The organism is Echinicola strongylocentroti (assembly GCF_003260975.1).
Lineage (GTDB): Bacteria > Bacteroidota > Bacteroidia > Cytophagales > Cyclobacteriaceae > Echinicola > Echinicola strongylocentroti.
Genome location: NZ_CP030041.1, coordinates 1041683 through 1067156, shown reverse-complemented (window position 1 = coordinate 1067156; position 25474 = coordinate 1041683). Strand labels below are relative to the sequence as shown.

Genomic DNA, 25474 nt, shown 5'->3' with positions numbered 1-25474 from the left:
AATGCATAAATCGGGTTCAATGCCGTTTAGTTAGTGTGTATCTGGAAAATATGGGTTCTATATTTTTTCCTTGGGCAGCATTTCGTCAAACAAGCCTGCCTTTTTGCCCATCCGCTTTTTAATTTCTTAACGCCCAATACCTGCAAGGCGGATCCGATTAATAAGTTTCTTATGGATAAATTATCATCATTATTCGATGTAGTGGTATATTTTCTTAAGTAACCAAGTTGAGCGAGAACTATAAGCCCCCCTGAGCCAAAAAAGGTATCGCTTCCTTATTACGGCCCTTGGTATGCCTGTTTTCCAGCCGATGGTGGAGGCCGTTAAGAAAGTGAGTTGGCTCGCGTCGTGGAACAGCGAGACCCACTCACTTTTAGGTCGTAGCCATCGGGTGGAAATTAAAATGGGTGACGGATCTCGGTCGCAGGGTAAACCCATGTTCCATTTTAAAAGGCATACCACCGGCCTAGATTTTTTTCTTTCTTTTTTCATCAATAGCCTGCCCCGAAGGCTTTCGGGGGAAAAAAGGAAAAGGATAAAATCCACCAAGATGATCAGGTTTCCCCAGCCAAAGTCAATCAAAAAAAGGACTTTTAGGTATATGAAAAGGAGGAAATCCCCTTAACTAAACGGCATTGAAACCGGGGTAAACATTGAAACGGCTTGTATGAAGAAAAGGACCTTGTCAAAAGCGATGGGCTTGGCAAAGTCCTTTTTGTCTTTTACTTATTTTACTGGGCCATTTTATAGACCTCCGAGCCAGCACTCAGGTAGGCGCCGACGCCATAAACCTCGGTTTTGTCTGGCCACGCCTGCCCCGGAGCCGCACCGATCGGTTGTACATAGCCCAGCATGCCGTCGTCGGTGACGCATTGCTGTAGGGCATTCCATCCTTTCCAAACTACGGGTGTATAATCTTCCTTGTCCAAAATGCCGTTATTGATGCCCCAGGCAAATCCAAAGGTGAAGAATCCCGTTCCGCTGGTTTCGGGAGTGGGGTAATATTCGGCTCCCAATAGGCTCATGGCCCAATAGCCATCGGCAGTTTGCAGTTCTTTTAGGCGTTTGGCCATTTTCTTGTAGATCTTGACAAAATACTTGTGTTCGGAAGTGCCCGGCTCAAGCTCTTCGAGTATGTTGGCCAATCCGGCAAATACCCATCCATTGCCACGGGACCAAAAGATTTTGGTGCCATTATCTGTTTTGTCGAAGAAACTTTCGTCACGGTAATAAAGGCTTTCTTTCTTATCGAACAGGAAATCCGTGGTCGCCTTGAACTCTGATACCATAAAATCCAAGTATTTTTCTTCCCCAGTGATCTTGGTCAGCTTTGCCCAGACTGGCGGCGACATGAACAGCGCATCACACCAGTTCCAGCGGTCTTGGTGGTAGGGAGTTTTCCAGTGCAGGGAGCTTTGGGAAGGGTGGTAGATGATATACTCCATTTGCTTCTGGGTAGGCTCCAGCATTTTTTCATCATCAAATTTCCGGTAAAGCTCCAGGTACATTTGTCCTACGGCATGTTCATCAGCATGATAGAGCCCATGCCGTTCACCCAGTTTCCACTCGGTTTTTTCGCCAATTCCTTCTAAAAAATCCGTATAAGTTTCATCATCCGAAAGGTTGGCCCATTTCATCATGCCCACGTACAAGGCTCCATTGGTCCAGTTGGTAGGCTGGTGGACCCGTCTGCCATGCCCTGCCTCCCAGAAGTTTTCGATTTGCCAGTCAGCCACTTTTTGCATGCTGTTGTGGATTTCTTGTTTAGTGGGGGCATTGGTCTGTGCCCAAGCGGTGCCACAAATCCCTACCGTCAGGATAGTAAGTGCCAGCTTTCCCTTTTTAAAAATGCTGTTCATTTGAAGTTTATATAAATGATTGAAATAATGCTTTACTGCCAAAGATATAAATGATTTTATTAAATAAAACCGATGAAGTAGTGCTTCTTCGGTTTTTTGGAAATGAAACTATTGATCTATAACCCGATTTGGATTATAGAATCGATGGCAATCCTTCATTTCAAGCACTTTTGGGCAACTTATTTAATCTGCTAGATTTGCACTTATATAGAACAGTTTCTTATTTGAGTCGAAGTACAAATGAGCGGATGCTTCATACTTGATGCCGTTATGCAAAACGAAGACCACACCGTAGTAGTAATGATGCTGATTTCTGGAATATCCATCTTCTTTTACAATAGGAAAATCCAGGAAAGTATAGGTGTCCTTATAGGTGATGTGATAGGGGCCACCTGGAGGGCCGTTCTTGATCTCTCGTCTGGTGGACTTGATGGTATCCCCTACTTTAAAGGTGGTACCATTGATTTTGCCAACCAAAATGGAGCTGTTGAAAATATGGTATGAATGGAGTTTGCCTTCGGTTACGTATAATTTGTTCCCGTTGAAATCATATAGCTTGCCCATCATACCTAACGTTTCGAAGGGATAATCTTCCACGGAAGTAGGCTGACCAAAAGCCTGAATGGCTTTACTGATATCTTCACCCAGTTTGATGCCTTTGCTTTTGTCGGTAGGGGAGACCAAGGCCAGTTTATCGCTGGAATAATATTGTCTGGTCTGGGCATGTACCATTTGAGTGAATAGTAATGTTAATACTATAAATAAGAGTAATCTCTTCATTTTTACAAGGATTGGTCCATTGGTAAAATCCATTCTACAGCTTGATTTTGAGGTACATCGAACAAAAGGAATTGGGAAATGGCCCGGCACGTTGATTGCCGAGCCTTATTTTTAATAGCTGCCTGTGCTTATAAATGTGAGCTTTTTATTACTACCGAATAACAAACTTGCAAACGAATCTGTTGTTACGGTTCCGTGTTTGAATACCAGATCGATGCTGTACGAATAACTTTGGTTTTGAGAATTACTACTACCTGCGGTGACCGAATAACCAAAAAAGGTATGGGTGTCCTTATAGGTAGTCTGGTAAGGGCCACCGGGAGGTCCTGTTTTTATCACCTCCTTTGTAGATTTGATGGTGTCACCGACTTTATAGGTGATGCCACTGATCTTGCCTACCAGTAGGGAACTGTTAATGATTTCGTAACCATCCAATTTTCCATCGAGTACGTAGAGTTTATTGCCTCTGAAATCATACAGTTTTCCCATTTTACCATCAGTTTCAAAAGGATAATCCTTCACAGAAGTGGGTTGGCCAAATGCTGTAATGGCCTTGCTTATGTCTTCGCCAAGCTTGATCCCCTTACTTTTATTGATAGGGGATATAAGGGCCATATTGTCGACAGTACAATACGGCTGTTCTTGGGCATTAACACCCCAGAAGCTGATAAACACTAAGAGAAAAATGATAACTGGTTTTTTCATTGTAATAATCTTTATCACAGGAAATTATCAAGTTTAGGCCTGACTGGAAAAGGCTGGCCTAATCCGAAAGGTTATCTGCATTTGGAAATTTGATATCTACCTCTTCTTTACAAGATAGACAAGATATTAGTCAACTACGCTGGCTCCAATGTATACCAATTTTTTTGTTGAGTCGAAATATAGATGTACACTTCCGTCATATTTTATATTACCATTAATGAGAGGCAATATTGAGGAATATTGGAAAGTAATATTTCGGCCAGTATCTTTCCCCGCTGTAATAGGAAAGTCTAGAAAGGTATGGGACTCTTTGACGGTGATCTGATAAGGGCCACCTGGAGGGCCATTCTTAATTTCTTTTCTGGTACTCTTGATCATGTCTCCAATTTTAAAGGTAGTACCATTGATTTTACCAACTAAAATGGAGTTGTTAAATAGATGATATGAATCCAATTTGCCATGAAGGGCAAATAATTTATTCCCTTTAAAAATGTATAGTTTCCCCATTTCTCCATCAGTCTCAAAAGGATAGTCTTCCACTGAATTAGGCTGACCAAAAGCTTGTAGGGCTTTATTGATATCCTCTCCTAACTTTATACCTTTACTTTTATTGGTGGGAGAAATCAATGCCAGTTTATCCATGGAGTAGAATTGCTGGCTTTGAGCATTAAGTATCTGAATAGATAGTAATACTAACAAAATTAGTATTGATGATTTACTCATTTATAATTGATTAAAGACTAATTACATGGTTTAGTGCCTTTGCCCGTTTTGTGGTCAAATTTGGTGGCCACATAAGGTGCTGGATTTATTTTTTTACCGTCTTTATCCCTGCCTTGAATGTGTACATGAGGTATAATATCAATTTTGGGATCGCCAGCGTTTCCCGTTTTTCCAACTTGCCCAGATCAAACCTGAGTTTATTTCAATCTCTTTTTCAATTGGCTGATTTCTTCCCGCTCCATCAGGGCCACCAATCCCAAAAAAACCAACGGAAGGAGGTTGTGGACGAGGAATGTAAGGATGCCGGAATCCAGTCGTATATAGAACCCCAAGTAGGAAAAACCAAAGGCAATGACCAGGTAGAAAATATCCTTGGTGGTCTTATAGGGAATTGGGTAATACTTCTGACCAAAGAAATAACACATGACAGACATGACTACATACGTGGCCAAGGTGCTCATGGCAGCTCCGGTATAGCCGTATTGGGGTACCATCAGAAAAATCACGAGTATGGTGACTACTGCGCCAGCAAAGGTGATATAAAAGCTGTAGATGGTCCGGTCGGTGATTTTGAACCAGATGCTGAGATTAAAATAAACCCCCAGCATCAAGTAGCCCATCAGCAGCATGGGCACGATGTCCATGCCTGCTTGGTAGCCCTTATTGCCCAAGATGATCTTGCTGATGATGTCCAGGTTCACGGCGACGAGTATCATCAGCACACTGCAGAAAATAATGAACCAGTGCATGACACGTGCATACAGCTGTGGGCTGTTTTTGTCCTCACTTTGGGAAAAGAAAAACGGCTCTGCGGCATACTTGAAAGCCTGGATGATCAGGTTCATGAAGATGGCCAGCTTGAAGTTGGCCCCGAAGATACCTCCTGCTTCACGGGCGGTAAGGCCGGGGTAGAAGTTTTCGGGCAGCACGTATTCGAACAAGAACCGTGAAAAGACTTCATTGGTCACTCCGGCAAGGCCCATAAACAGCAGCGGGAGGGCGTAATGCCACATAGGGCCAAGGATGCTTTTGTCCAGCTGCCAGCTGAACTTTCCCGACATGAAGAACAGCACCGGAATGATCAGGGCGTTGGCAAAGAGATTGGATAGCAGGATATAGTCCACCCCCCATTCAGGATGGTAAAAACTACCAACGAACGGCTGGAGAAAGCCAAGGTAATCACCCTCGTACACGTGTAGGCAGACTACGATAAAGAAGATATTGAAGCCGACGTTAAGCAGGATATTTAGCAGCTTGGTCAGTGCAAATTTGAGGGACTTATTTTCTACCCTGAGCCTGGCATAGGGAATGGCCAAGATAGCATCAATGGTCAGGATCATGGCCGTCCACCGAAACAGGTGGGATTTACCGGGGTAGTCCATCCACACGCTCAATTGCTCCGCACTCAGGAAAAGCAATGCTCCCAAAGACAGGGAAGTGGTAAGGATCAGAGACTGGACATTATTATAGACTTTTTGTGGATCTATGCCTTTTCCGGTAGCAAACCTAAAGAAGGTGGTCTCCATACCGTAGGTAAAGATCACATTAAAAAATGCGATAAAGGCATAAATGGCAGTAAATGAGCCAAGGTCTTCCTTCGAAAGGTAAGCGATGTAAAGGGGGAGAAGGAGAAAATTGATAACCCTCCCCAGAATACTACTGATCCCGTAAATGGCGGTTTGACCGGCAAGTTGTTTCAGTTTACTCATGGAGCAGGGAGAAGCAGGGGCTTATTCCCCTTTAAAATTGGGTTTCCGCTTTTCCAAAAAGGCGGAAGTGCCTTCGGAATAGTCTTCGGATTTTACACATCTGGCAAAGCTGTTGGCTTCGATAAGATAGCCATTTTCGTCATTGCTGTAGACGGCATTTACACAATCAATGATCATTCCTATGGACAATGGAGCCTTGTTCATGATCTTTTGGAGGATTTCCTCTGCTTTTTCGATTGCCTCGGCCTTGGTGTTCGTGACATGGTTTACCAAACCGAGGGACTTTGCTTCACGTGCATCGACCATATCTCCGGTCATCAGCAGCTCATTGGCCTTGGTCCTTCCTATCAAAAACGTCAGTCGTTGGGTTCCTCCGTATCCCGGGATAATGCCGAGGTTAACTTCTGGCTGTCCGAATTTGGCGTTGCTGGTGGCGATGCGCATATGGCAGGCCATGGAAAGTTCGCAGCCGCCACCGAGGGCAAATCCGTTGACCACGGCAATGACCGGTTTATGGCAGGATTCGATCAGGCTGAAGACTTCTTGTCCGTTTTCCGAAAACTTACGGGCGTTCAGCTCATTCAGCTCTGCGATCTCGCTGATGTCCGCACCGGCGACGAAGGCCTTTTCCCCAGAACCAGTCAAAACTACACCCCTGATGGATTTGTTGTCGCTTACTTCATCAAAGATGTTTTTCAGCTCTTCAAGCGTGTCAAAATTGATTGCATTGAGTTTGGATTCCCGGTTAATGGTGAGGTAAAGAATACCCTCTTTATTTTCAGAAAGAATATTGGTAGATTCAGCCATGCTCTAAAATCTATGTTTAAACTCAAATATACGAGGTGGTATAGCAAACACAAAGCAAACCTTGTAAAAATGAATGTGGTTATCAGCTTATGGCTGATAGTGACGATGTTGGGTTTACCTGCATGAGGGGAATACATGCGATGAAGTGAAACCTCAATGAAGGTAGATGGGACATTTGCCCAATAAGCGGATTATAGAATTACTGATCGGAAAATACCGCACTAATGGTCCGCTGAAATTGTGCTTTATAATAGGGGGCATCTCTGACAAAATTTTATATTTTTGTACCATATTTTGAACGTTAACATCTTTAATAAAATACTTTATGTCATCCAAAAGAAAAATAACCGTAGCCTACGGTGACGGTATCGGCCCAGAAATCATGAAAGCCACCTTGGAGATTTTGGAAGCTGCAGGGGCGCAAATAGAACCTGAAGTCATCGAAATAGGCGAGCAGGTTTATCTGAAAGGTATCAGTTCAGGGATAGAACCAAAAGCTTGGGATTCGCTTAGAGAAACAAAGATATTTTTAAAGTCTCCCATCACAACACCTCAGGGAGGAGGCTTCAAAAGCCTTAATGTGACCACCAGAAAGACGCTGGGACTATATGCCAATGTGAGGCCATGTAAAGCCTACTCACCGTATATCAGGACCCATTTTCCGAAAACGGACATGGTGATCGTACGCGAAAATGAGGAAGATCTCTACGCTGGTATCGAGCACCGTCAAACAGATGACGTCTATCAGTGCTTGAAGCTTATTTCTAGGCCTGGATCGGAAAAAATCATCCGTTACGCTTTTGAGTATGCCAAAAAGTACAATAGAAAGAAAGTGACCTGTATGACCAAGGACAACATCATGAAGTTGGCTGATGGTCTTTTTCATAAAGTATTTAACGAAGTAGCCAAGGAGTATCCGGATATTGAAGCAGATCATAAGATCATCGATATCGGTACGGCATTGATCGCAGACAAGCCCGAGATGTTTGATGTGATCGTGACGCTAAACCTCTACGGTGATATCATCTCCGATGTGGCCGCACAGATCACAGGCTCTGTAGGACTTGGTGGTTCCTCGAATGTAGGGGAAGATGTGGCCATGTTTGAAGCGATCCACGGTTCTGCCCCTGATATCGCAGGACAGAACATCGCCAACCCATCAGGACTGCTGAATGGCGCCATCATGATGTTGGTACATATCGGACAACCTGAAGTGGCAGAAAAAGTGAGCAATGCTTGGATGAAAACCTTGGAAGACGGTATTCATACTGGTGATATTTACCAGGAAGGTGTTTCTTCCCAATTGGTGGGCACGAAGGAGTTTGCGCAGGCTGTTATAGACAGGCTTGGCAAAAAACCTGAAAAAATGGTTCCTGCCGAATTTAAAAAAGGTGATGGTGCCGATGACAATATGGGAGCGATCAAGCTGGCCGAAAGGAAGCCGTGCAACAAAGAACTGATCGGTCTGGATGTATTTATCGACTGGAAAGAAAATGACCGTGATGCCAATGTCATTGGTGACAGGCTACGCGCGGTAGATGCTGATGGAGTGAAGATGCAGCTGATTACCAATCGTGGCGTAAAGGTATATCCTGACGGCATGAAAGAGACTTTCTGCTCCGATCACTGGAGGGTAAGGTTCTTTAATGCTGACCAAACTCCGATTACCCATGGACAGGTCCTGGACGTGCTGAAGCAGGTGGAGGGTCTAGGCTTTGACTTTATCAAAACCGAGAACTTGTACACATTTGATGGGGAAAGAGGATTTTCCCTAGCGCAGGGAGAATAAAACGAAGTTTTCAAAGTTGACTGGAGAGGCTATCACTAATAAGCAAAAGCATCACAATGATGTGGAGCTGAGTGATGGCCTCTTTTGTTTTATCTGTTTAACCCGGAATTAATGCCGTTTAGTTTAGTGTGTATCTGGAAATATTGGTTCTACTATTTTTCTTGCTAAATTCCAAGATGGTTTTCATCCCTTTACCTTTGTTACTTTTTTGCTTCAGGTCAAAAAAGTAACCAAAAAACCCCGCCGCTGTGCATCTATTGGCCTAAAATTAAAACCTTCCCTCAAGCAGGCAAACTCCTCCTTTTTAGCAGCCAACGTTCTTTTTGGCCAGCATTTCGTCAAACAAGCCTGCCTTTTTGCCCACCCGCTTTTTAATTTCTTAACGCCCAATACCTGCAAGGCGGATCCGATTAATAAGTTTCTTATGGATAAATTATCATCATTATTCCATGTAGTGGTATATTTTCTTAAGTAACCAAGTTGAGCGAGAATTATAAGCCCCCCTGAGCCAAAAAAGGTATCGCTTCCATATGACGGCCCTTGGTATGCCTGTTTTCCAGCCGATGGTGGAGGCCGTTAAGAAAGGGAGTTGGCTCGCGTCGTGGAACAGCGAGCCCCACCCGCTTTCAGGCCGTAGCCACCGGATGGAAATTTATACCAAATAAAAAACATTGGCAGTTGAGGGCTGTCTATTGTCGGTCAGTGTTTGATTGCCCGGCTCAAGTGATTAGGCATTGCCCTGCTGGGATAAAGCCGTTATATAAAAGTGTAAAAATAAAAGTTTCTTTTGAGACATCTTTATGATGCTTTTCGTATAGGCTGTAAAACCACTTAATTGTTATGAAAAAAATATTCTTTAGCTCATTTATGTTTTTATTTATTTTGGGCGCATGCACACAGAACGATCCAGAACCAGAAATCATCATTGATCCGGAGGAATCTTTTGTAACTGGCGACTGGAGGCTGGTCAAAAGTGTAGGTTCAATGGTGGATGTTACCTTGGAAGGAGATGACCTAGAAAGAGAAGAAGTTTATACTTTTACCAACGAAGGTACCTTTACCAAAACGGTGGATGCGGAGGATTTCCACTCAGAAGCCACTGGAACCTTTGTGATTGAAGAGGTTTCGGAGGAAATGCAGGACCGTTATATAGGCGTAGTAGTGCTGACCTTTACCGGAGGGGATGGCATGGCCTACAATTGTTCGAGCGATGAAGTGGAGCGGGAATCGCTGCATATTTCGTTGGAACATCAATTGGTCAATATAAGCTGGGCCCCCTGCGATGGCGCTTGGCTGTATTATGACAATTAATTCATTGTCGATTTGAGACCATCCGGTTTATACCTATTGGCCTGCGGTGATTGAATTTTAAATAATAAAGACTCCCTTAAATTTCTTCAAGGGAGTCTTTATTGTTTTTCAAACCGTTAAGGCGATTAGGCGTCTTTTTTGGCCATTCTTGTTCTTTCACCTTCGTCGAGGTAGATTTTACGCATCCTCATGCTCTTAGGAGTGATCTCCAGGTATTCATCTTTTTGGATGTATTCCATGGCCTCTTCCAAAGAGAATTTTTTGGCAGGTGGGATCTTGGTGTTGTCATCAGACCCAGAAGCACGCATGTTGGTAAGTTTCTTGCCCTTTTGGACGTTTACCACGATGTCGTTGTCCCGGGAGTGTTCACCGATTACTTGGCCACCATAAATTTCTTCTCCGGGATCCACGAAGAAAGTTCCTCGGTCCTGAAGCTTGTCAATAGCATAACCCGTGGTAGGGCCAGACTCCATAGAGATCAGTGATCCGTTGATCCTGCCTGGGATAGGGCCTTTGAAGGGCTCGTAGTCCACATATCGGTGGTTCATGATTGCTTCTCCTTGGGTGGCGGTCAGTACATTGTTTCTCAAACCGATCAGGCCTCTGGAAGGAATGCGGAATTCCAAGTGTTGGAGGTCTCCACGAGGCTCCATGACAAGGAGTTCCCCCTTACGTTGGGTAGCCAGTTCGATTACCTTACCGGAGGTTGTTTCTGGTACATCCACGACAAGGGATTCGATTGGTTCGTTTTTGATACCGTCGATATCTTTATAGATTACCTGAGGTTGGCCCACCTGTAGTTCGTAGCCTTCACGCCTCATGGTTTCGATCAGTACGGACAAGTGGAGGATACCCCGGCCATAGACCAAGAATTTATCTTCATTGTCAGTAGGTTCTACCCGAAGGGCAAGGTTTTTTTCCATTTCCTTGAAGAGACGGTCTCTTAAGTGTCTGGAAGTAACGAATTTACCTTCCTTGCCAAAGAAAGGGGAGTTGTTGATCGTGAAGAGCATGTTCATGGTAGGCTCATCGATCGCAATTCTCGGCAGCGGCTCAGGGTTTTCTGCATCGGCAATGGTGTCGCCGATCTCAAATCCTTCGATACCAGTCACTGCGCAGATATCGCCTGCATGTACTTCTTCTACTTTATTTTTGCCAAGTCCTTCAAATACGTGAAGTTCCTTGATACGCATTTTCTTGATGGATCCATCCGCTTTGCAAAGCGCAATCTGGGTGTTTTCTTTAAGCGTTCCACGCTTCAAACGGCCAATGGCAATCCTTCCCACGAAATTGGAAAAATCCAGGGAAGTGATTTGCATTTGGGTGCTGCCTTCTTGGATCTGGGGAGCAGGAATGTGCTCGATGATGGTGTCCAAAAGCGGAAGGATGGAATCTGTCTCCTCTTTCCAGTCAGGGCCCATCCAGTTGTTTTTGGCAGAGCCGTACATGGTCACAAAGTCCAGCTGCTCTTCAGTAGCGTCCAAGTTGAACATGAGGTCAAATACCGCCTCGTGTACTTCGTCAGGACGACAGTTTGGTTTGTCCACCTTGTTGACCACCACGATAGGGGTAAGTCCAAGTGCCAAGGCTTTGCTCAGTACAAAACGTGTTTGCGGCATAGGCCCTTCAAAGGCATCCACAAGAAGCAAAACACCATCTGCCATTTTCAACACTCTTTCCACTTCTCCGCCAAAGTCGGCGTGACCAGGTGTATCGATGATGTTGATTTTAATATCTTTATATCTTACCGACACGTTTTTGGAAAGGATCGTAATGCCCCTTTCTCGTTCCAGGTCGTTGTTGTCCAGGATCAGGTCTTCAAATTGCTGGTTTTCACGGAAGATTTTGGAAGCGTGAATAATTTTGTCTACCAAGGTGGTCTTGCCGTGGTCAACGTGTGCGATAATCGCGATGTTACGAATATTCTGCATGATAAGGATTAATTAAGTTGCAAAAGTACGAATTAAATTTGGTATAATTTTTAAGCCTGTGTAAAGTTTACATCTATTTATGAAAAAATCCCCGTCAGCCATTTTTTGGAAGCTTAAACCCGGAATATGCATTAGCCTATCTGTTGCGACCTTAAACTGCTTTAAAATCAGCCGTTTCACCTTAGTTTTCGGCATAACCGTAGCGGTGCTACGCTAATACCTCCAAACTAACTGATTTTCTTGCAATTTCAGCTCTCACTACGATTCCTAACGCATAATCCGGGTTAAATTTAATCTCCTCTCAAACTTCATTCTAAGCCTTGTTTGGCTGTAGACAAGGCTGTTTGGTGCCAGACAAGCTAGCAGTGCCTGTTCTGATCACTGTACGGAGACGGTTTTATAATCGAACTGAAGTAAGTAGTGCTGTATTCTCAATCGTGGATTTTCTAGGGGTAATTTACCCATATTATTCCATATAGAATAAAAAACACGTTGATTATACGTTTTCTTGCCAGTAGATTTTATTTCTCACAGAACGCACAGAACACCCAGAATGAAATACGGCTTTTTGGGGATTTCCATGGTTTCTGTGAGGACCTATTTACTATTTCTGGCTGTGATTACTGGTGGCACTGTGGAGATACGCATAAAAAATTACAGGTGATCTAAGATCAAAGCAAGATGGTTGGTACGGGGTGTTTTTTTGGCACAGTGATTGGATAGTATTTTTTACCAATTTCATTATTTTGAACATTTATACCTGGTATTATGTTATTGGTTTACATATATGTTATGTGGTGATATCAAGCTAAGATCGGCTACATTTCATCGACTATCATCTGATAAGCAGCTTCTTATCGTATAATAAAACGGAGTGATATGTCAAAAGATAAAAAAATAGTTGCATTAAAAGTAATTTGATTATATTTACGAAATACAAATAAGTTAATGTGAAATACGTTTTATTCATTTTTTAATGAAAATTAGCGCCAATACGTGGCAGGTGACATGAAAATGTAATCGTGATTTGAATTGTTTTGTTAAAAACTGCTTAAAAACAATGTAGATATGAAGTATCTAATAAAAATTGAGATTAATGATGTGGAGTTTCAGATCCATACCGAGGCCAGTAGTGAAAGAGAGGCCAAGGATAATGTTTGGGAAATCATTAGGGAGAAGACATCAGTGAAGTCTATCGAAACGGAAGCTTTAGCGCCAAAAGATCCATCTTTAGGAAGAAAGTTGGCGGAAGGAATCCGTAGTGCATTATTATTGTAATAAGTTGGAAGGGAACTAAAAAAAGCGAGAATATGGTGAAAAATTACATATAATAATTCCTATACCGTAAAAGAAAGAACCGTAGCAGCTGCTACGGTTCTTTCTTTTACAGTCTGATCTTTTTTGCGGTTTACTTGACCGAATGATATTGATTTCAGGATCAACCCGCCGTTGTGTACAATATAAAACAGCTGAGCCGAGGTGAAGTAGGAGCAAGGAGTACGAAATTGTAACAATGGTATTGGACAAATCTTCACTTAATCGAACAGTTTTTTTACCTTTGGGCAAAATTCAGCATACATGAGCAACCAAAAACCATCTTTACCTAAAGGAACCAGGGATTTTGGGCCTGCACAAATGGCCCGAAGAAATTATATTTTAGACACCATTAAGGCTACTTTCCGACTTTTTGGATACCAGCAGCTGGAAACCCCCTCAATGGAAAACCTATCCGTGCTGACTGGGAAATATGGTGATGAAGGAGACCAGCTGTTGTTCAAGGTTCTCAATAGTGGAGATTACCTTAAAAAAGTGACTGGAGAAGATTTGGAGAAGGGAATAGCCCATGTGTTACCAAAGGTTTCCGAGAAAGGATTAAGGTATGATCTTACGGTGCCGTTTGCACGGTATGTCGTGATGAACAGAAACGAAATTACTTTCCCTTTTAAGCGATATCAGATACAGCCAGTTTGGCGTGCAGACAGGCCTCAAAAGGGCAGATACAGAGAGTTTTATCAGTGTGATGCTGATGTCGTGGGTACGGACAGCCTCATCTGTGAAACGGAGATCCTTCTGATGATAAGAAGGGTGTTTGGGGAGCTTAGGCTGAAGGACTATGATATTAAGGTCAACAACCGAAAAATCTTGACTGGGATATCCGAAGTAATCGGGGAGCCTGGTAAAGAAAGTGAGCTTTGTGTAGCGATCGATAAACTGGATAAAATAGGCTGGGAGAAGGTTCAGGAAGAATTGACCCAGCGCGGTTTTGAAGATCATTCGATCCAGAGGCTTGCCCCCATCATAGAATTGGGTGGAAGTAACAATGAGAAATTGGCTTACTTAAAAGACTTTCTTGCAAATAGTGAGGAAGGACTTAAAGGAGTAGCAGAGTTGGAGGAAGTATTTGAGTTATTGGCGGCATTTGGCGAACACCAAGAACATGTGGTTTTTGACGTTGTGCTAGCCCGTGGATTGTCGTATTATACCGGTGCTATTTTCGAAGTGAAGGTGAATAACGCATCCATAGGATCTGTGAGCGGTGGTGGAAGGTACGATAATCTTACAGGCGTATTTGGTTTGGAAGGGGTGTCAGGAGTAGGCTTCTCTTTTGGTGTGGACAGGATTTATGATGTTCTTGATGAGCTTGGGTTGTTTCCGGAAGAGGATATTCACTCCACATCAGTGATGATCGGTTACTTTGATGAGAAGGGCAGGGATTATGGCTTGAAAATACTTAATAGTCTGAGAAAGGCAGGTTTGGCGGCAGAGATTTATCCAGATGTGGCCAAGGTGAAGAAGCAGTTCAATTATGCCGATAAGAAACAAATCCCTTATGTAATGATGATTGGAGACAATGAAATAGCAGCGCATAAGGTGGCCTTGAAGAATTTAAAGACCGGAGCACAAGAGCTACATTCCTTGGAAGAGGCCATTGGCATTATCAAGGCCAGTTAGGTAAGCAGAGATTGATTAAGCGCGGTGTATGCATATTCCGGGTTATATTGCATCTTCATCATTTCTTGGATGAAGGGCACGAGGAGACCGGGTACAAAATCAGTTATAGTAGGAATTCAATTAAAGAGCGAGAGTTATGTTTGATTTTATGAATATCATGAATAAGGTGAAGGAAGCACAGGCCAAGATCAAGGAAAAGCAGGCTGAGCTGGTTCATCTTACCGCCGAGGGTGAAGCGGGGGCAGGGATGGTCAAGGTCATCGTCAATGGTCACCGACAGATGGTGGACATTGCCATTGATGAAAGCCTGATGACCCCGGAAGACAAGGATATGCTCAAAGACCTGATCGTGGCAGCTGCCAACAAGGCTTATGAAAGCATGGACAAGACCATCAAGGAAGAGATGCAAAAAGCCACTGAAGGAATGATGCCCAATATTCCAGGAATGGACATGGGGAGCATGTTTGGATGAAGTCGGTCATGGCAAAAGCCAATTACAGAAGGGGTGTATTATTCCTGTGAGGTTCCATGTGACCCTATTAAATCACTTATGAACACATGAAAGAAGCGGTTATCGTTATACTGAATTACAATGGGGAAGGAATGCTTCGGCAATTTCTGCCCAGTGTATTGACCAATAGTTTTTTTGATGTGATCGTAGCAGATAATCATAGTACCGATGGATCTGTGAAGCTGATGAAATCGCACTTTTCATCTGTGCCACTTATTCTCCTTTCCCAGAACTACGGCTACAGTGAAGGTTATAATAAGGCACTTGGTAAGCTGGAAGGTCAATACCGATATTATATCCTGCTCAACTCCGATGTGGAGGTCAGTTCCGGGTGGGATAAGGCCTTGGTCCAATGGTTAGATTGTCATGAAGATTATGCCTCAGTGCAGCCTAAAATCCTTTCCCAGCAGGACAAATTGCTTTTTGATTATGCTGGAGCTGGTGGTGGCTATATTGATAGATTGGGGTATCCTTATTGCAGGGGAGGATATTGGATACGCTGGAACAGGACAGGGGCCAGTATGATGATGAAGTGCAAGTGGACTGGGCTTCAGGAGCCTGCTTTGCCACACGATCGGCTGTTTTTCACGAAATGGGAGGTTTTACGACAGATTTTTTTGCCCATATGGAGGAAATAGACCTTTGCTGGAGGATGGCCCGGAAAGGGTGGAAGCTAGGGTATTTCGGCCAAGTTACGGTTTACCATGTGGGAGGAGGGACTTTGGCGAGGACAAGTCCCTATAAGACTTACCTGAATTTTCGAAACAACTTATTGATGCTTTATGGGAACATGACCAAGGGAGGTTTTATAGGTGTGATGCTGCTGCGGTTTTTTTTTGATATGGCGGCATCGGTTCATTTTGCCCTTTCTGGAAAAGCCGCACATGCCAAGGAAGTGGTGAAGGCCTACCGTGATTTTTTTAAAATGCGGAGAAGGCCAAGCGGGGATAGCGCTTTGGCATTAAAATTGCCTTTCCAGAAGGCCAATAAGGAAGTGTATTCGGTAGTGCTTTCCTATTATTTGTTAGGAAGGAAAAACTATCCGGAGCTTTAATCAAAAAGCACAGGATTGTTACTCTTGCGGAAAAATTTCCGCACTTTCATCAGCATGGCCATGGTCACATAGATGATAATCGGTGACCCTAATGTGATAAAGGATGTGTAGATAAAGAACAGGCGAATGCCGTCAATTGGAAAATTTAGTTTTTCGCCCAGTTTGGAACAAACGCCAAATGCTCTGTCTTCAAAGAATATTTTCAGTTTTTCCATCATTGCGGATTTTAAATATTGTCTAAAAGTAATGAAAATATAATGAATATTCTAATAAACCACCTCAAGCCTAAACAGTTTATGAATTATCCATTTAAGATTTTAATGGTTTGCTTTTCAGTGTTTTGGATGTCATGCAGCACACAATCACTTTTTGACAAGTCTGGCCTACCTTCCATAACGGTAGATAAAGACCCATTAGTATTGCACAACGATTCCGTCCGGTTCAAATTACGTGCCACCATTCCTGCGGGTTTGGTTTCTGAAGAAAGGACCTACACTTTATTGCCAGAATACCAGTACGGTGAAGGAGCACTTCCCTTGGAGGAAATCACCGTAGATGCAAGTGATCTGGCAGGTGCTGGACAGGCTGTGGAGATTATTAGAAACATGTCCTTCCCCTATATGGAGGGAATGGATCGTGGAGAGCTGAGAATTAAAGGTCTATTGGAGGAGGTGGAATCCGGAAAAACCTTCAGCACCCCTTATATCACGTTAGCCAATGGCATCATCAGCACGGTCAATCTGGTGAGGGTGGGGCAGTTTGTTCCTGGAGAAAATATCCCAGATGTGGGTGCTTACATGAGTTATGATGATGATTTTATGAATATGGCTTCCCATGAGGTCAATTATTATTTCGCAAAAAATGCCGCCCAGGCCAACCCGTCCTCCTCCAATGGTGCATTTATCAGTCAATTGAGGAGCATGGTAGAAAAGGGTGAGGATATCCAGAAAATCATCATAGTGGGAATGGCTTCCCCTGACGAGAAAGACTACAGCTCTTTGGCAGCCACCAGGACCCAAGTCGCAGAGCAGCAAGTCAGGACACAGCTGAAGAAGCTGGGATACCAAGGTGCCCTAAGCGATGTGGAGATAGAGCTTCAGCGAAAGGAGCCTGATTGGCTATTGTTCAGGCACCTGTTAAGGACATTTGAGGGGATAGACATGGCGGAGCGGGACCGTTATTTTGATGTGATCTATGCAGAAGACAGCTATGAAGAGAAGGTAGAACAGCTGAAGGAGATTGATTCGTATGACCGTTTTGCCAGAGAGAAATTCAGTCAGATGCAGATGGCAAAAGTCATGGTGATGATGGCACAGGATAGGAGAAGTGACCCTGAAATATCCGCAATGGCCAACATGTATATTAAAGGTACAGCTAGTGGAGATGAACTTACGGAAGCAGAATTGGCACGAGCTGCGGAATTTAATCCCGGCCTGAAGGAAAAACAGCTCATTTATGAAGCCATGCTTAAAAAGCACGGGTCGGCACTGGCCTATAATAATCTCGGAGTGGTCTACCTGAACCAAGCCCACCGCATGATCAAAATCAGTGACAAAAACCAAAAGGTCAATGAAGCCATGAGGCTTTTTAGAATGTCCAATGAAATCAATGAAAGTGCACAGGCCAGTCATAATATGGGACAGGCTTACCTGATGTGGGGGGATTATGGCGCTGCTTACCTCGAAATTTCCCAAGCCAATGCCCTTGCCAAGAGCATTCCCGAGTTTCAAAGCTTCAACGAGGGAAAAAGAGGAGCACTGGATATCATTAGAGGTGATTATAAGTTGGCTACCTTGAGACTTGACAAGGCACCAGAAACCGCTACTAACCTATTTAATAAAGGCTTGGCCTATTTTCTGGCTGAGGATTATGGACAAGCAGCCATTAGTTTTGAAGAAAGCGCCTTGAGCAATATGGAATTCGGTTATGCTTTTTATGGGTTGGCATTGGTAGCTGCCCAGAACAGTGATGAAGAGAGACTTTATGAAAACCTAAGAAAAGCTGCCCAACGCAGTCCTTATCTCAAACGAAGAGCAGCCACAGACTTGGAATTCAAGGATTATTTTGATGACCAAAAATACATAGAGGCCATAAAGTAAGAAAGACGAAATAGATGTTTCGGACTGGGGAGGATCACCTTCCCAAAAAAGCACCGTCAGCAGGCGGTGCTTTTTTGTTACTTACTTGAAATTTATTTGTTTATCGATTTAGTTACTTGAAAAAATAGTTTATTTGCTCGGAGTAAGTATTATTTCTCTATAAAAATAGCTATTTTTCGATGTAATATGAACAGTAAAGAAACCAACATGTCAGATAGAAGAAGATTTCTAAAAAACACACTTTTGTCCTCGGCACTTATTTTACCAGGCTCCATGCAGGGATCTTTGGGAAAATTGGCCAAAAGAAGAAAAGGGGAAAAGCACCAACCCCTGATCTTGTCCACCTGGAACCACGGAATGCCTGCCAATGACAAGGCTTGGGAGGTTTTGGGAGCAACAGGAAGTATTGTAGATGCTGTGGAGAAAGGGGTGATGGTGACCGAAAATGACCTGAAGAACTTATCAGTGGGTTTGCAGGGCTTGCCTGATAGAGAAGGAATTGTCACCTTGGACGCCTCCATTATGAAAGGGGATGGTTCATGCGGTTCTGTTTGTTTTGTGCGTCAGGTGAAGCACCCTATTTCTTTGGCCAGGAAAGTGATGGAGAATACTCCCCATGTGATGTTGGCTGGAGAAGGGGCACGACAATTTGCCATTCAGGAGGGATTTCCGATCGAGGAGGAAAAACTGAGCCCAGCTGCCGAAAAAGCCTATGAAAAGTGGAAGGTGAAATCCGAATACCAACCGATCATTAATATTGAAAACCACGATACCATAGGTATGATAGGGCTCGACCAAAACGGCAACTTGGCTGGGTCATGTACTACTAGTGGTTTAGCGTATAAGATGCACGGACGAGTAGGGGACAGCCCGATCATCGGAGCAGGACTTTATGTGGACAATGAAGTTGGTGCGGCCACGGCGACAGGTCTTGGTGAGTCCATTATCAAAATTTGTGGTAGTTTTCTGATAGTTGAATTGATGCGTCAGGGGAGGAGCCCCCAAGAGGCATGTGAGGAGGCGGTACAGAGGTTGATCCGTAAAAACAAGGGCATTGAAGGTATTCAGGCCGGTTTTCTGGCGATCAACAAAGAGGGAGAGCATGGTGCTTATGCGGTGCATCCTGGGTTTAACTACGCCATGCACCATCAAGGGGGTAAAGCATTGGTAGATTCAAAGAGTAAATTTTAAGACGATGTCAAAGGTTCTTTTGGAAGCCCCGGTGTTCACTGTGGAGGCAGCGATCAAAGCAGCAGCGTATGGTATCGATCGACTTGAACTGTGCGCTGATTTTCTGGAAGGGGGAGTGACTCCTTCGGCGGGAACGCTTAGGTATATTAAAGAAAAAGTCAATATCCCCGTATTCGTAATGATAAGGCCACGGGGGGGGATTTTGTATATACCAACGATGAACTGCAGGTGATGAAGGAAGATATCCGTATCCTTAAGGACTTAGGAGCAGATGGTTTCGTCTTTGGCGTGCTCACACCCCAAGGGGGAGTCAATATTGGTGCCTGTGAACAATTAATAGAAGTAGCAAGTGGGTTGCCATGTACGTTTCATAGGGCTTTTGATGCCAGCAGAAACCTGGAAAAATCATTGGAGGCAGTTATTGAGTGTGGATTTCGAAGGGTGCTGACATCCGGTGGTAAAAACACGGTGGCCGAAGGTATGGAAACCATCAAGAATTTACTGGCCAAAGCAGGTGACCGGGCCATCATCATGCCGGGAGGTGGTATGAAAGTGGAGTTGGTAGAGGAGCTTTCTTCGACAGGACAGCTGAAAGAAATCCATGCCAGTTGTAAAGCATGGAGAAATTCGGACAGCCAGTTTTGGAATGATGACTTGGAGCTGAGTGCGGTACCGGCCAATCAAGATAAAATTTTGTCAGTCAGTAAAGCAGCGGTGGACAGGTTTTTGCGGGTGTTGGCCAAATGACCATTGCTATGCCATTAACAGATATTAAATCGTATATTATTCCCCTGGTGGCCCTGATATTGGGAGCATGCGGACAGCGGAGTGGGGAAGGATCGGACAGGTTGTACGAAGAGGAAGTCGGCCTGTCCGATTCACTTTCTACTCATGGAGAAGTGTGTTATGCCTATTTGAATGAAAAAGATACTGTTCGTCTCCATGTAAAAAATAAAAGAAAGGGACGCATGACAGGTACATTGATCTATCGGTTTTTTGAAAAAGATGCCAATTCGGGGGCATTTGATGGAGAGATGAAAGGTGACACGTTGTTGGCTGAATATACTTTCGCTTCTGAGGGGAGGATATCCACACGTGAAGTGGCCTTTCTATTTAAAGACAATTTGGTGGTGGAAGGCCATGGCCCCATGGAGGAAGAGGGGGGAGTTTTGCGTTTTGCTACGTCAAAACACCTGGAATTTGGAGGAGGTATTGAACTGTTAAGAGTTAAGTGTGACGGCAGTGATTAGTGAAGCAGTTGGGTTTATCGATATTATGTACCGATTTTTTAATGTCATAATGAAATATATTTGCTAATATCACTTTTTTAAAGTATATTATACAGTTGATAATTTACTTAAACCCGAAATAATTATGGTAAAAAGTTTCCAAGGTGTTCGCATAGCGGAGTCAGATACCCGTGCCTCCCAGCCTATTTTGGTGGAGGATCACATGACCACTCATCTTATTACATTCCATCCCAATGACACGATTGATTACGTCATCCAATTATTGACCCAAAAAAAGATTTCTGGAGCTCCAGTGTTGGATGATCAGCAAAATTTGGTAGGGATCATATCGGAGGTGGACTGCCTGAAAGAGATCATTCGCGGAAAATACAACAATACCCCCAGAATGGCCGGAAGGGTGAGTGAGCACATGACCAAGGAAGTGATTACGATGGAACCAGAAGTGACGATTTTTGATGCTGCCCATCAATTTTTGGAATTAAAGATCAGGCGTTTTCCAGTAGTCAAAAATGGAAAGCTTTTAGGACAAATCAGTCTTAGTGACATTATCAGGGCTATGCCTCGTCTCAAATCTGCGACGTGGTAAACGAATAAAGAGTAGCTACTACTACCTCACTGTTTAGCTGTAACCTACCAATTTATACACTGTAATTCCTATCCATTCTTTGAACAACTTATGCCAAAGGACCAATCCGTCTGGTGTGGGAATGCCCAAGCTTTTGAAATCAACCTTGATATCTGAAGCATAATAATCGACAGGGAAGGTGTCAGTGGAGATACCGACCTTGTCAAAACAAGCCTTGGCCCTTTTCATATGAAAGGCAGAAGTAATCAGCAGGAAGGTTGACTCAGGGTCAAAACCTTCCTGTATTAATTTTTCCTTGGCAAAGAGCGCATTTTGTCTGGTGTTTACTGCTTGGTTTTCGATGATAATGTCACTTTTGGCGACTCCCACAATCTCCATAAAATCTGCTAGTAATTGAGCTTCTGTATTATCATTGGTGGGATTTAGGCCTTGACCTCCAGTGATCAGTATTTTCTTAATCTTATTCATTTTGTAGAGCTGGACCGCTTGGGTGGCACGGTCAGCTCCCTTATCGAAAAATGTACGATCGTAAGCGGTTTTATCCATATTGGTGACACCCGTAAGGACAATGCCCACTTCATAAGTAGGGAGCTGAGTAATAGGGACAAATGAGGGCTCCCAAAGATACATGGCTGCATTGGATAGGAATTTATTGGTGAAGAAAAACAGAAGTATTAATCCAAAGGCTCCAATAATTCTCGCCTTTTTGTATTTTCTCCAAATCAGGCCCACCAGCAGAGATAGCATCACCCAAGTAAGGGGCATGGCTAGGAAAGTAAGAAACTGGGCGAGGTAAAAGAACATAGCTGATGAAATTGATGTTTTGGCGGGTGAAGATAAAAAGACTTCTTTAAATAGTGACAGTTGGTGTCCATTACTTTTTATATACCAAAAAATCCCCTTGTTTTGCCTAAATTCATAGCAATGGAAGCGAAACCTTTTATCATATATAAATCATCAGCGGGGTCGGGAAAGACCTATACATTGACCTTGGAATACCTGAAGCTGGCGCTTGCAAACCCCACTGCATTTAGGGGGATCCTGGCAGTGACCTTTACCAATAAGGCCACGCAAGAAATGAAAAATCGGATTTTGGAGGTACTGGGACGATTAAAGGACGAAATAAGACCAGATGAGTTTCTTGACCAAGAGTTAATGAAGTGTCTTGGTATAGATGAACAAGCACTCCAATCGCAGGCAGAAAGAGTGCTGACGGCGATTTTGCATGATTATGCTAATTTTTCCGTAACTACCATAGATAGTTTTTTTCAAAAGGTGGTCAGGGCATTTGCCAGGGAAATTGATTTACAGGCAAAGTTTGATGTGGCCTTGGACCAAGATGCGGTACTGGAACGGGTAGTAGATAGGGTGGTGCAGCAAGTACTTGATGATGATTATTTGCATAAATGGTTGGTAGATTATGCGTTGACCAAGATTCAAGAAGGGAAATCCTGGGATATTCGTAGTAATATTAGAAGCTTGGGCATGGAAATCTTCACGGAGAATTTCAAGCAGTACCAGCACTTTATCAGGGAGTTTTTGGCCGATGAGGAAAACCTGAAGGGCTTTAGAAAATACCTGAATACTAAAAAACAGGCTATACAGCAACGGGCTGCAAAGATGCAGCAAGATGCTGATGAGATCCGGCGTCAGTTTGGCTTGGAATGGACGGATTTTTCTGGTGGGGGGAGGAGCTTTGCACGGCGGTTTGAGAAGTTGGGCGATAAAAAAGAGCCGGTTCCGGAATTGACGGATGCGCAAAAAGCTTATCCTGATGATGAGACAAAGTGGTATGCCAAGTCCAGCAAGCAAAAGGAACAAATCATTTCGGCGTACCAAGCCGGTTTGGGAGAAATACTTCGTCAGTTTCTCCCTCTGAGAGAGGAATGGCTGACTTTTCAGGCCATTAACAGGAATTTTTATGCCTACGGTATTTTCAGAAATTTGCTCGAAGAGCTGAGAGAGATCAAAGATGAAGAGAACTTGCTGCTGATATCTGATGCCAATGATTTTTTGAAGGAAATTACCAAGGAGAACGATACGCCGTTTATTTATGAGAAAGTAGGTAATCAGTACAAGCACTTTTTGATAGATGAATTTCAGGATACTTCTGGTTTTCAGTGGGATAGTTTCCGTCCTTTATTAGAAAACTCCCTTGGGTTTGAGCATACTAATTTAGTCGTTGGCGATGTCAAACAGTCCATTTACCGCTGGCGGGGTGGGGACATGAAATTGTTGTTGGAAAAGGTGGAAGAAGACATTGGCCAGCACCGCACAGAAGTAAAAGGGCTGGGAACCAACTACCGTTCTTTGCCCTTGGTAGTGGCGTTTAACAATAGTCTTTTCCATGCATTGCCTTCACAGCTGGAGAAGAGCTTTGAGCAGGAAACAGGCCTACAGGCCACAGGGATTTTGGCCAAAGCATATGCGGATGTCGCGCAGAAAGTGCCTACGGGAAAACTAGATTTGGACTTTCAGGGGAAGGTAAGAATGCAGTTTTTGGAGGAAAGCGGAGGCGATGATGAGCTGACTTATGGCGAGCTGGCCTTGGAGGAAATCCCCAAGATGATCATGAAGTTGCAGGATTGTGGGTACAGGCCAAAGGACATCGCTTTTCTAGTGCGCAAGAAACAAGAGGGAGCGATGATCGCGGATGCTTTAATGGCCTATAAAAACGAGCATCCAGATTCCGGTTATAGTTTTGATGTGGTTTCCGATGAATCTATGTTCCTCGAAAAGGCCGCCACCGTCAAGGCACTGATAGCGGCCATGCAGTATCTGGCAGACCCTGCTGATCGGGTACCTTTTCAGACGATGTGGTTTTATTGGAGTACATTGAATGGACATCCTGTTTCTCACGAGGTGTTTTCAGCATCCAAAAAGCCCGATTGGTTGGACGAGAAAATAACTGTATTTGCAGAGCATGAAGGCAGGTTGATGCGTCTGCCTTTGCTTGAATTGGCGGAGGAGTTGATAGAGATTTTAGGTTTCTATGCATTGAAAGCTGAGCTGGCTTATATTTCGGGCTTCAAGGAAGCCGTTTATGATTATGTGGCAAATAACAGGGCAGATTTGTCCGGTTTTTTGAATTGGTGGGAAGAAAACAGCCAAAAACGTACGGTGAAGATTCCCGAAGGACATGACGCTATGCCCATCATGACAATTCACAAATCCAAAGGGCTGCAATTTAAGGTGGTATTGATGCCTTTTTTGACGTGGAGAATAGTGGATTTTACCAAAGATAATATCATTTGGTCTCCATTTAGGGATCAGGAAGAAAACGTCGAGGCGATTATCCCACTTTCCTTCCAAAAAAGCCTTGCATCGTCCGTTTTCCAGCCTATTCATCAGGAGGAGGTCACCATGGCCTATTTGGATACACTTAACATGATCTATGTGGCACTGACCAGAGCGGAAGAAGTCCTTTGGACCCTCAGCCCAAAAAAGACCACCAAAAACAATAGCAAAGGCTCCCTTAACCCACTCGAAAAGAACCTTCTTCAAATCATGGAAAATGGCTTATTGAAGTCTGACAAAGAGGAATTGCCCCAGTTTTTTGACCATGAGTCAAGTGTGTTTGACTGGGGAGAATGGCCAAGTAAGCAGGATATCCCCCAAAAAGAATTGCCAAAACAGCAACCACTTACTTGGAACTTCCGAAAATGGGGAGAACTCCTGGAAGTCAAGAAATATGCTGTTGATTTTAGCGAGGAAGGGTTATCACAGCGCTATAAGCGAAGCTTTGGGGTGTTGATCCATGAACTACTCGAAAAATCAGGGGATCAGCAAGAAGCGAAGGACCAATTGCAGGCCTTCTATTTTGAAGGAAGATTGGACAATGAAGAAAAAGCCATCGTCGCAGACCAATTGGATAAACTCTTTGCCAATGACCAGTTTCGATCTTGGTTTGACACCGATGGAAACGTACTTACCGAGCAAGGGGTGATTCTGCCAGGTGGTAGGCAAAAGCGGCCTGACAGGGTGGTCATCAAAGGTGATCTGGCTGAAATTGTAGATTTCAAGACAGGCGAAGAACAGGAAAAATACGAGCGCCAGGTCAAAGAGTACATGTACTTGGTGGCCAAACTTGGACCATACAAGGTAAAAGGGTACCTGTGTTACCTTGAGACCGGAAAAATCATTGAAGTCAATACTGAAAATACCCGTCAGTTTGGCCTCTTTGAATAGCAGGGGGATTTAGCCCTACTTTGTCATAT

General features: G+C 43.7%; 22 protein-coding genes and 1 pseudogene. 14 read left to right on the top strand and 9 right to left on the bottom strand.

The genetic code is table 11. The features are described 5' to 3' along the window. Nucleotides 1–292 precede the first annotated feature (292 nt). Nucleotides 293–625 (top strand): hypothetical protein, encoded by a 333-nt coding sequence (locus DN752_RS04045; protein ID WP_162633110.1) that lies wholly within the window; start codon nt 293–295, stop codon nt 623–625. Between the two features lie 106 nt (nt 626–731). On the opposite strand, the gene DN752_RS04040 is transcribed toward DN752_RS04045, so the two are convergent. The 6 genes from DN752_RS04040 to DN752_RS04015 form a co-directional block, all read right to left on the bottom strand. Further along, complete coding sequence (locus DN752_RS04040; protein ID WP_112782795.1) at nt 732–1859, bottom strand: glycoside hydrolase family 88/105 protein; 1128 nt, start codon at nt 1857–1859, stop codon at nt 732–734. Between the two features lie 183 nt (nt 1860–2042). After that, nucleotides 2043–2639, bottom strand: a complete 597-nt coding sequence (locus tag DN752_RS04035) for a hypothetical protein (protein ID WP_162633109.1) — start codon at nt 2637–2639, stop codon at nt 2043–2045. 111 nt (nt 2640–2750) lie between these two features. Beyond that, nucleotides 2751–3344 (bottom strand): hypothetical protein, encoded by a 594-nt coding sequence (locus DN752_RS04030; protein ID WP_112782793.1) that lies wholly within the window; start codon nt 3342–3344, stop codon nt 2751–2753. A 126-nt stretch (nt 3345–3470) separates the two neighbouring features. Beyond that, the gene (locus DN752_RS04025) at nt 3471–4067 is read right to left on the bottom strand and encodes a hypothetical protein (protein ID WP_162633108.1); all 597 of its coding nucleotides are present in this window, start codon (nt 4065–4067) and stop codon (nt 3471–3473) included. Nucleotides 4068–4264: 197 nt separating this feature from the next. Further along, nucleotides 4265–5776: an oligosaccharide flippase family protein gene (locus DN752_RS04020; protein ID WP_112782791.1), complete on the bottom strand. Its 1512-nt coding sequence runs from the start codon at nt 5774–5776 to the stop codon at nt 4265–4267. Between the two features lie 21 nt (nt 5777–5797). Next, nucleotides 5798–6583 (bottom strand): enoyl-CoA hydratase/isomerase family protein, encoded by a 786-nt coding sequence (locus tag DN752_RS04015; RefSeq protein ID WP_112782790.1) that lies wholly within the window; start codon nt 6581–6583, stop codon nt 5798–5800. A 325-nt stretch (nt 6584–6908) separates the two neighbouring features. Here DN752_RS04015 and DN752_RS04010 point away from each other — a divergent pair, with 325 nt between their 5' ends. Together DN752_RS04010 and DN752_RS04005 are read left to right on the top strand one after the other, a co-directional pair. Continuing rightward, nucleotides 6909–8372 carry an NADP-dependent isocitrate dehydrogenase gene (locus DN752_RS04010; protein WP_112782789.1) on the top strand — a complete coding sequence of 488 codons (1464 nt, stop codon included), beginning with the start codon at nt 6909–6911 and terminating at the stop codon, nt 8370–8372. Between the two features lie 840 nt (nt 8373–9212). After that, nucleotides 9213–9683, top strand: a complete 471-nt coding sequence (locus DN752_RS04005; RefSeq protein ID WP_112782788.1) for a hypothetical protein — start codon at nt 9213–9215, stop codon at nt 9681–9683. Between the two features lie 125 nt (nt 9684–9808). Here DN752_RS04005 and typA read toward each other — a convergent pair whose 3' ends face one another. Next, on the bottom strand, nt 9809–11614 hold the full coding sequence (gene typA, locus DN752_RS04000) for a translational GTPase TypA (RefSeq protein WP_112782787.1): 1806 nt from the start codon (nt 11612–11614) through the stop codon (nt 9809–9811). Between the two features lie 1068 nt (nt 11615–12682). Between typA and DN752_RS03990 the strand changes: the two genes are divergently transcribed. From DN752_RS03990 to DN752_RS24860, 5 genes are all read left to right on the top strand, one after another. Next, on the top strand, nt 12683–12892 hold the full coding sequence (locus DN752_RS03990; RefSeq protein ID WP_112782785.1) for a hypothetical protein: 210 nt from the start codon (nt 12683–12685) through the stop codon (nt 12890–12892). 300 nt (nt 12893–13192) lie between these two features. Then, nucleotides 13193–14566, top strand: coding sequence for a histidine--tRNA ligase (gene hisS / locus DN752_RS03985; RefSeq protein ID WP_112782784.1), 1374 nt, complete (start codon nt 13193–13195; stop codon nt 14564–14566). Between the two features lie 136 nt (nt 14567–14702). Continuing rightward, on the top strand, nt 14703–15038 hold the full coding sequence (locus DN752_RS03980) for a YbaB/EbfC family nucleoid-associated protein (protein WP_112782783.1): 336 nt from the start codon (nt 14703–14705) through the stop codon (nt 15036–15038). 86 nt (nt 15039–15124) lie between these two features. Continuing rightward, nucleotides 15125–15715 carry a glycosyltransferase gene (locus tag DN752_RS24865; protein WP_245949453.1) on the top strand — a complete coding sequence of 197 codons (591 nt, stop codon included), beginning with the start codon at nt 15125–15127 and terminating at the stop codon, nt 15713–15715. Continuing rightward, nucleotides 15703–16131, top strand: coding sequence for a glycosyltransferase family 2 protein (locus tag DN752_RS24860; RefSeq protein ID WP_245949452.1), 429 nt, complete (start codon nt 15703–15705; stop codon nt 16129–16131). The genes DN752_RS24865 and DN752_RS24860 overlap by 13 nt, the downstream gene beginning before the upstream one ends. Here DN752_RS24860 and DN752_RS03970 read toward each other — a convergent pair. Beyond that, complete coding sequence (locus DN752_RS03970; RefSeq protein WP_015267800.1) at nt 16128–16346, bottom strand: PspC domain-containing protein; 219 nt, start codon at nt 16344–16346, stop codon at nt 16128–16130. The genes DN752_RS24860 and DN752_RS03970 overlap by 4 nt on opposite strands. An 81-nt stretch (nt 16347–16427) precedes the next feature. Here DN752_RS03970 and DN752_RS03965 point away from each other — a divergent pair, with 81 nt between their 5' ends. The 5 genes and pseudogenes from DN752_RS03965 to DN752_RS03945 all read left to right on the top strand — a co-directional run bounded on the left by DN752_RS03965 (nt 16428) and on the right by DN752_RS03945 (nt 21257). Beyond that, nucleotides 16428–18230 carry a tetratricopeptide repeat protein gene (locus tag DN752_RS03965; protein WP_245949451.1) on the top strand — a complete coding sequence of 601 codons (1803 nt, stop codon included), beginning with the start codon at nt 16428–16430 and terminating at the stop codon, nt 18228–18230. A 207-nt stretch (nt 18231–18437) separates the two neighbouring features. Further along, nucleotides 18438–19421, top strand: coding sequence for an isoaspartyl peptidase/L-asparaginase family protein (locus DN752_RS03960; RefSeq protein ID WP_112786409.1), 984 nt, complete (start codon nt 18438–18440; stop codon nt 19419–19421). Between the two features lie 4 nt (nt 19422–19425). Further along, nucleotides 19426–20168, top strand: a pseudogene (locus DN752_RS03955) (copper homeostasis protein CutC). A gap of 8 nt (nt 20169–20176) precedes the next feature. Further along, the gene (locus DN752_RS03950; RefSeq protein ID WP_162633107.1) at nt 20177–20671 is read left to right on the top strand and encodes a hypothetical protein; all 495 of its coding nucleotides are present in this window, start codon (nt 20177–20179) and stop codon (nt 20669–20671) included. A gap of 124 nt (nt 20672–20795) precedes the next feature. Then, the gene (locus DN752_RS03945; protein WP_112782780.1) at nt 20796–21257 is read left to right on the top strand and encodes a CBS domain-containing protein; all 462 of its coding nucleotides are present in this window, start codon (nt 20796–20798) and stop codon (nt 21255–21257) included. A gap of 33 nt (nt 21258–21290) precedes the next feature. Here the strand turns inward: DN752_RS03945 and DN752_RS03940 are convergent, their stop codons facing one another. After that, nucleotides 21291–22061 carry a YdcF family protein gene (locus DN752_RS03940; protein ID WP_112782779.1) on the bottom strand — a complete coding sequence of 257 codons (771 nt, stop codon included), beginning with the start codon at nt 22059–22061 and terminating at the stop codon, nt 21291–21293. Between the two features lie 120 nt (nt 22062–22181). Here DN752_RS03940 and DN752_RS03935 point away from each other — a divergent pair, with 120 nt between their 5' ends. Continuing rightward, nucleotides 22182–25445 (top strand): UvrD-helicase domain-containing protein, encoded by a 3264-nt coding sequence (locus tag DN752_RS03935; protein WP_112782778.1) that lies wholly within the window; start codon nt 22182–22184, stop codon nt 25443–25445. Nucleotides 25446–25474: the final 29 nt, after the last annotated feature.

What these genes read in the sequence shown, in the direction of transcription:
- DN752_RS04045 (WP_162633110.1), top strand. Translation starts at nt 293, where the DNA reads ATGCCTGTTTTCCAGCCGATGGTGGAGGCCGTTAAGAAAGTGAGTTGG.
- DN752_RS04040 (WP_112782795.1), bottom strand. Translation starts at nt 1,859, where the DNA reads ATGAACAGCATTTTTAAAAAGGGAAAGCTGGCACTTACTATCCTGACG.
- DN752_RS04035 (WP_162633109.1), bottom strand. Translation starts at nt 2,639, where the DNA reads ATGAAGAGATTACTCTTATTTATAGTATTAACATTACTATTCACTCAA.
- DN752_RS04030 (WP_112782793.1), bottom strand. Translation starts at nt 3,344, where the DNA reads ATGAAAAAACCAGTTATCATTTTTCTCTTAGTGTTTATCAGCTTCTGG.
- DN752_RS04025 (WP_162633108.1), bottom strand. Translation starts at nt 4,067, where the DNA reads ATGAGTAAATCATCAATACTAATTTTGTTAGTATTACTATCTATTCAG.
- DN752_RS04020 (WP_112782791.1), bottom strand. Translation starts at nt 5,776, where the DNA reads ATGAGTAAACTGAAACAACTTGCCGGTCAAACCGCCATTTACGGGATC.
- DN752_RS04015 (WP_112782790.1), bottom strand. Translation starts at nt 6,583, where the DNA reads ATGGCTGAATCTACCAATATTCTTTCTGAAAATAAAGAGGGTATTCTT.
- DN752_RS04010 (WP_112782789.1), top strand. Translation starts at nt 6,909, where the DNA reads ATGTCATCCAAAAGAAAAATAACCGTAGCCTACGGTGACGGTATCGGC.
- DN752_RS04005 (WP_112782788.1), top strand. Translation starts at nt 9,213, where the DNA reads ATGAAAAAAATATTCTTTAGCTCATTTATGTTTTTATTTATTTTGGGC.
- typA (WP_112782787.1), bottom strand. Translation starts at nt 11,614, where the DNA reads ATGCAGAATATTCGTAACATCGCGATTATCGCACACGTTGACCACGGC.
- DN752_RS03990 (WP_112782785.1), top strand. Translation starts at nt 12,683, where the DNA reads ATGAAGTATCTAATAAAAATTGAGATTAATGATGTGGAGTTTCAGATC.
- hisS (WP_112782784.1), top strand. Translation starts at nt 13,193, where the DNA reads ATGAGCAACCAAAAACCATCTTTACCTAAAGGAACCAGGGATTTTGGG.
- DN752_RS03980 (WP_112782783.1), top strand. Translation starts at nt 14,703, where the DNA reads ATGTTTGATTTTATGAATATCATGAATAAGGTGAAGGAAGCACAGGCC.
- DN752_RS24865 (WP_245949453.1), top strand. Translation starts at nt 15,125, where the DNA reads ATGAAAGAAGCGGTTATCGTTATACTGAATTACAATGGGGAAGGAATG.
- DN752_RS24860 (WP_245949452.1), top strand. Translation starts at nt 15,703, where the DNA reads ATGGAGGAAATAGACCTTTGCTGGAGGATGGCCCGGAAAGGGTGGAAG.
- DN752_RS03970 (WP_015267800.1), bottom strand. Translation starts at nt 16,346, where the DNA reads ATGGAAAAACTGAAAATATTCTTTGAAGACAGAGCATTTGGCGTTTGT.
- DN752_RS03965 (WP_245949451.1), top strand. Translation starts at nt 16,428, where the DNA reads ATGAATTATCCATTTAAGATTTTAATGGTTTGCTTTTCAGTGTTTTGG.
- DN752_RS03960 (WP_112786409.1), top strand. Translation starts at nt 18,438, where the DNA reads ATGTCAGATAGAAGAAGATTTCTAAAAAACACACTTTTGTCCTCGGCA.
- DN752_RS03950 (WP_162633107.1), top strand. Translation starts at nt 20,177, where the DNA reads ATGCCATTAACAGATATTAAATCGTATATTATTCCCCTGGTGGCCCTG.
- DN752_RS03945 (WP_112782780.1), top strand. Translation starts at nt 20,796, where the DNA reads ATGGTAAAAAGTTTCCAAGGTGTTCGCATAGCGGAGTCAGATACCCGT.
- DN752_RS03940 (WP_112782779.1), bottom strand. Translation starts at nt 22,061, where the DNA reads ATGTTCTTTTACCTCGCCCAGTTTCTTACTTTCCTAGCCATGCCCCTT.
- DN752_RS03935 (WP_112782778.1), top strand. Translation starts at nt 22,182, where the DNA reads ATGGAAGCGAAACCTTTTATCATATATAAATCATCAGCGGGGTCGGGA.